This is a genomic window from Pseudanabaena sp. 'Roaring Creek' (assembly GCF_001402795.1).
GTDB lineage: Bacteria > Cyanobacteriota > Cyanobacteriia > Pseudanabaenales > Pseudanabaenaceae > Pseudanabaena.
The window spans coordinates 1-5,147 of record NZ_LIRE01000131.1; the positions used below are offsets into that span (position 1 = coordinate 1).

At 39.8% G+C, this 5,147-nt stretch carries 3 protein-coding genes; 1 reads left to right on the forward strand and 2 read right to left on the reverse strand.

Annotated features, from left to right (window positions below):
• Positions 1-115 precede the first annotated feature (115 nt).
• Together AC805_RS04205 and chlG are read right to left on the reverse strand one after the other, a co-directional pair.
• Positions 116-1,402 carry an efflux RND transporter periplasmic adaptor subunit gene (locus AC805_RS04205; RefSeq protein WP_231662423.1) on the reverse strand — a complete coding sequence of 429 codons (1,287 nt, stop codon included), beginning with the start codon at positions 1,400-1,402 and terminating at the stop codon, positions 116-118.
• Between the two features lie 260 nt (positions 1,403-1,662).
• On the reverse strand, positions 1,663-2,649 hold the full coding sequence (gene chlG / locus AC805_RS04210; protein ID WP_055074253.1) for a chlorophyll synthase ChlG: 987 nt from the start codon (positions 2,647-2,649) through the stop codon (positions 1,663-1,665).
• A 379-nt stretch (positions 2,650-3,028) separates the two neighbouring features.
• Between chlG and AC805_RS04215 the strand changes: the two genes are divergently transcribed.
• Positions 3,029-4,792 (forward strand): hypothetical protein, encoded by a 1,764-nt coding sequence (locus tag AC805_RS04215; protein ID WP_055074254.1) that lies wholly within the window; start codon positions 3,029-3,031, stop codon positions 4,790-4,792.
• Positions 4,793-5,147: the final 355 nt, after the last annotated feature.

Genomic DNA, 5,147 nt, shown 5'->3' on the forward strand with positions numbered 1-5,147 from the left:
TAGCTACAGTCACTTGACTTAGGACAAATCAAACCCCAAGAATTGACTGGAGGCGCTTCGCGCCTCCAGTCAATTCTTGGGGTTTATGTCTTAGTACATTTGGCGACAGCTATAGCTATTTTTTAGGCTGTTCTGCAAGGGGGGCGATCGGCGCACCGTTACGGAGTTGGAGAATTCCAGCAACGACGATCCTATCTTTAGCAGTTAGCCCTTCTAATACCTCTTGTTTGTTACCAGTAATTTTGCCGAGCTTAATGGCTTTTTGGTTAGCAACTAGTTGGGTTTGCCCATTTGCCGAACTTTCTTCGGCAACAAAGATAAAATCTTGACCGCCAAGGCGAGAAATTGCGGAGGTAGGAACGACAACGCCAGAACGAGAAGCCCAAATCAATCTCGCTCTAACAAACTGATTTGCCTTTAGCTGGTTGTTCCCATTATTAAAGTTCGCTTTTACCAAAACTGATTGATTTTGAGAATTGATATTTGGCGAAATAAAAGCCACATTTCCTTTAACAAGGGATTTATCCTGAGCGTCTAACAACTCCACGGGCATTCCCATTCTCAATCGTGGTGCATTCTCAATGGGTACGGCAATCTGTACTTCTAATACTTGGTTTTGTGTGACTGTCGTTAGTTGGGTCGTACTATTTACATTATCGCCGACCTTAACGGGAATATCGCCCACGATACCCGCAAAAGGAGCTGTTACCGTATAGTAATCTAATTGCACTTCTTGTTGAACTGCACCAGCGCGAGATGCTTCGATCCTTGTTGCGGCACTGTTGATACTAGCTTTTTGAGCTTCGATCTGGGCATCGATTTTCCCTAGTTCCGCTCTAGCATTTCTTAAGTTATTAGAAACTTCATCAAGCTTTTGCCTTGCGAACGCTCCTTGTGTCACCAAATCGGAATAGCGCTTATACTCTTTTTGATTGAAATCAAGACTAGATAAGGTGGACTCTTTACTAGCAGTTAGTTGAGCAAGAGTAGCTTTAGCATTTTCAAAGTCGGACTGGGAAGTTGCTAAGGTTGCTACCGACTGCTGTACTGCAGCCTGTTGAGTCGCAGGATCGATCCGTAAAATAGGCGTTCCTGCTTCAACCCGATCGCCTGCTTTAACGTAAATCTCTTGGACATAGCCGTCCACTCTTGGTTGAAGGGTGACAGATTGGCGAGATTGTAGATTGGCAACGTAATCTGAGCTGTCGGTGACGGTTCCTGTCTCCACCGCAGAAATTGGCACGGGAACTGCGCGCACTCCATTACCTTGGGGTGCAGCAGAGCAAGAAACCAGCAAAACACCAATTACAGCGCCTAATGACTTACTCAATGATTTATCCCTCAATGATTTATTTGGTATAGCGATTGGCGATCGCGGTCTTCGGTCTTGATGTTTAATCATGAATATTGGCAAATGATATCTGATGTATCGGCTTTCTTTGCCTATAGATAATAATCAACATTCATCATCACTAAATCACCCTTTAGGAGCTATTTCCCATTAAGTATAATTGAGGCACAAAGTGCTACTTGCGGGGTTTGAGTTGGTTATTACAAATCAAAACCCCAAAGATGGGTAACAGTGCGCAGTACCCTCACTCATCTTTGGGGTTTCATTTCCTAAGCAAAACTTGCTTTGCCATACTTAAATATTCAGAATAATCAGATCCCTGCATGTCCCATGGCAATTCCTGCGACTAACATCCCAATTACCAGAAATGGTTGGGCGCTAGCTTGATATTTCACATCATTTTTAAGCGGATCGCGGAGGAAGTACATATCCTGAAATGTAATCTGAGGGATCACTAATAGAACAATCAAACTTGCTAATAGTTGCTGTCCGACGGTGACTAGATATACAGCAATGCCTATTTGGAAGACATCGATCGCTGTTGCCGATAGTAAAGCTGCCTTCTGGACTCCAAACATCACGGGCAAAGATTTTAAGCCTAATTCGCGATCGCCTTCCACGCTCTTAAAGTCGTTAACTACGGCAATCCCTAAACCTGCGAAGCTGTAAATCAAGGTTACGACTACTACTGTCCAGTTGAGATGTCCGTAGAGGGCATGTCCTGCCCACCAAGGTAGGGCGATATAGCTGGCTCCTAGGGCATAGTTACCGAGCCAACCATTCTGCTTGAGCTTCAAAGGTGGCGCAGAATAGATATAGGCAACGAATGAGCCACCCAGAGCTAATTTGGTCATGATAAAGTCGGCATGACCTGCGGTGATATCGAGGATCGCGGCAACGCCAATACCACCGAGCAACAAAATCCAGATCTGAGCGATGACTTGATTGAGGGGAATTGCTCCCGATGGAATCGGACGATATGGTTCGTTAATTGCGTCAATTTCGCGATCGTAGTAATCATTAATCGTCTGGGTATAGCCTGTCAGGAGGGGACCTGACATGAGCATACAAAGTAGCGATCGCAATACGTTTTCAATTGACCATGTAAAATCACCAGAGGAGGCAGCACCGCAGAGTACGCCCCACATCAGGGGTATCCATGTGATCGGTTTCATCAATTGCAAGCGAATCTTCCAGATCGAAGCTTCTTTAATGTCCGCACCTTTCATTCCAAGCATTTGGCGGGTACGGGCTTCGCGAGACTCGCTCGCTGGTACGTCAGGGGTTGGAGACGACATATTTACAAAAATTTATAGACTTGCGGTTGATTATAGCTTTTAGGCGATCGACATACGACACTAAAGCAGTGAAATAAGCTATAACATAATGATTAGAATAGGTTTGCTGTAGCTTCGCCAAATAAAATGAGATGTTTATGAGTTACATAAATAGTACGGGCAATAAACTATTTTCGGCGTATTTTTACAATAAAGTAAGATAACAATTTGTTTCGTCAAACAGGAACTTGACATGGTAATAATCTGTCAAATTATTTAAATTATTATCAAGCGAGTCTATCTAAAAGTTAGTTTTAATTTCAAGTTGCTGCCAGCAATTTATAAGCTTCAATCTAATAAAAATTTAGTTGTATCCACTACGAAAATGTGATGTACTCAGATGTCAAGTTTATTTACAAAGAACTTTACGATTGCTTTAGATGGTTCATTACCTCACAAACATTCAAAATTAACTGCATGGGATATTGTTGGACATGATTACTGTGTTTGGTGCGGTGCTTATGTAGATGGAGAATTTGAAAATCATCATGTCTTTCCAAAAGATGATATTACATTTCTAAGTCATACACTTACAAATATATACAATAGAAAAGAGTCTCATACCGAACTAGAAAAATTCCTATTGGAACTTATTCAACTAACTCTCAATTTGTGGGAGAAAGATTGGACAGTTCCAATTTGTGGGCGGTGTCAATATAGTAGCGTTCAAGAGCCTTTGAATAATCTCGGAAAAGCGGTAGTTAATCTAGTAATACCAAAAAGTATTATCAACGATCCTGAGCTATTTCCTTGTGTATTAGATTACGGTCAAATCAATTATTGTGCAGATGTTGCCTTTAAAGCTGGTGTTACTCAAATTGCATCATTGCTTTATCTTGTATTGGCTTTAATAGGAGAGTGGATTGGTCAAAACGTATGTGCAGGTAGTTGGATAGAGAAGTGGTTAGCAGCAGTTGCAACACTGCAAGATGTCGATCATCTTATTCAAAAATTCATTAAATCAGAACATATATTAATCATTAAATCATCCGAATTTAGCTATATCACTAATGCTATTCTTCATACTAAAGGAAGATCATATCAAAAAGCCAAAACATATCTTAATAGAGCAAAATCAGAGAAAAAACTTGATCCCGTTGCTGCTGCAAATTTCAGTCGAAGAGAAGCGATGTTGTATCTAACTCCTGAGTCTGTTGAAGAATCCTTGAACAAAACATTAAAAACACGTAATCCATACTTTATTCAGACAGCAAGAGCAATTCAGGCAATTCAACTCATGCATGAGGATTATGCATCTACAAATGGATTGACTACAGAAATTATCCAATCAAGTGGCTCATTTTACCAAAAGATAGAAGCTATAACAGTTGAGGCTACAGCTAGATATATCATTGCTAATTCCTCTCAAAAGGTATTAACGTATCAAGATGAATTGTTCACGGAACTATACAAAGCTCAGCGAATTGCAATGATCTTTAGATTGCAGCCCATGTCACTTCAAGATCCTGCAACAAAAATAAGATTGCCAATTCTGCCTGTAGATGTCATTAATATGTTACTAATGCATAACAGTAATTTTAAAGGAGTCCAGTCAAAAGAATATCTTAATTACCTTCGGTCTTTAGGAAATAAAGCTTTTCAGCAAGAAATTAATGCTGCTATTTCAATGATTACTAATGCAGTTTTGGGAATTAATAACACTCAAACTATAATCAATAATAACTATTCAGGAGTTACTACTATCATGTCAGAAAAGCCACAAATTAACATTAATCAGCAATATTCAACAATTGGGGTTGGTTTTGCTGCTGAAGGAAGCAAACAAGAATTTAGTCAATACAATAGTCTTCACGAACAAAACTTTGAATTATTGTTGACTGATTTTAAGGAGTTTATCAATGATTTGCAGCAAGAGTTCCCAGATACTGAAGATGATGAAACTGCCCTTCAAACTATTAATGTTAAATCTCAAGAATTAAAACAAACTCAATCTTTTCGTTGGCAAAACTTTTTAAATTTGAAACGTCTTTGGAATGGAGGGAAAAAAGCTACCATTAAAGTTGGCGAGCATTTTACGGAGCAAAACCCTTGGGGCAAAGGTGCAGTTGCCTTTCTTGACGGTGTAATGGAAGACACAAAATAAGAAAGTTGGCAAGCGTAAACAATTATGGTCTGTAAGGATCACCGATAATTATCGAGCGCTTGGAGTCGAAAAACCTGAAGAGATTGTCTGGTTTTGGATTGGCATACATAGCGATTATGATGCAATTTTAGATCGGTAGGATTTGAACGATATTTAACATTGGTTAATCTAAAAAATATTATGACCTCACCTTACGCAGAAGTCTAAAAAGGTTTCAGGGATTGCCATTCCAAGTAAGATTGCTGCAAAGCCTTAATATACAATTTGGATTTGAGAGCAAAATGATTGAGCTTAGAATTGAGTTTAAGAACCTCCAATTTCACATATCCCCACAAAGATGCAAAGAAGTGATTGG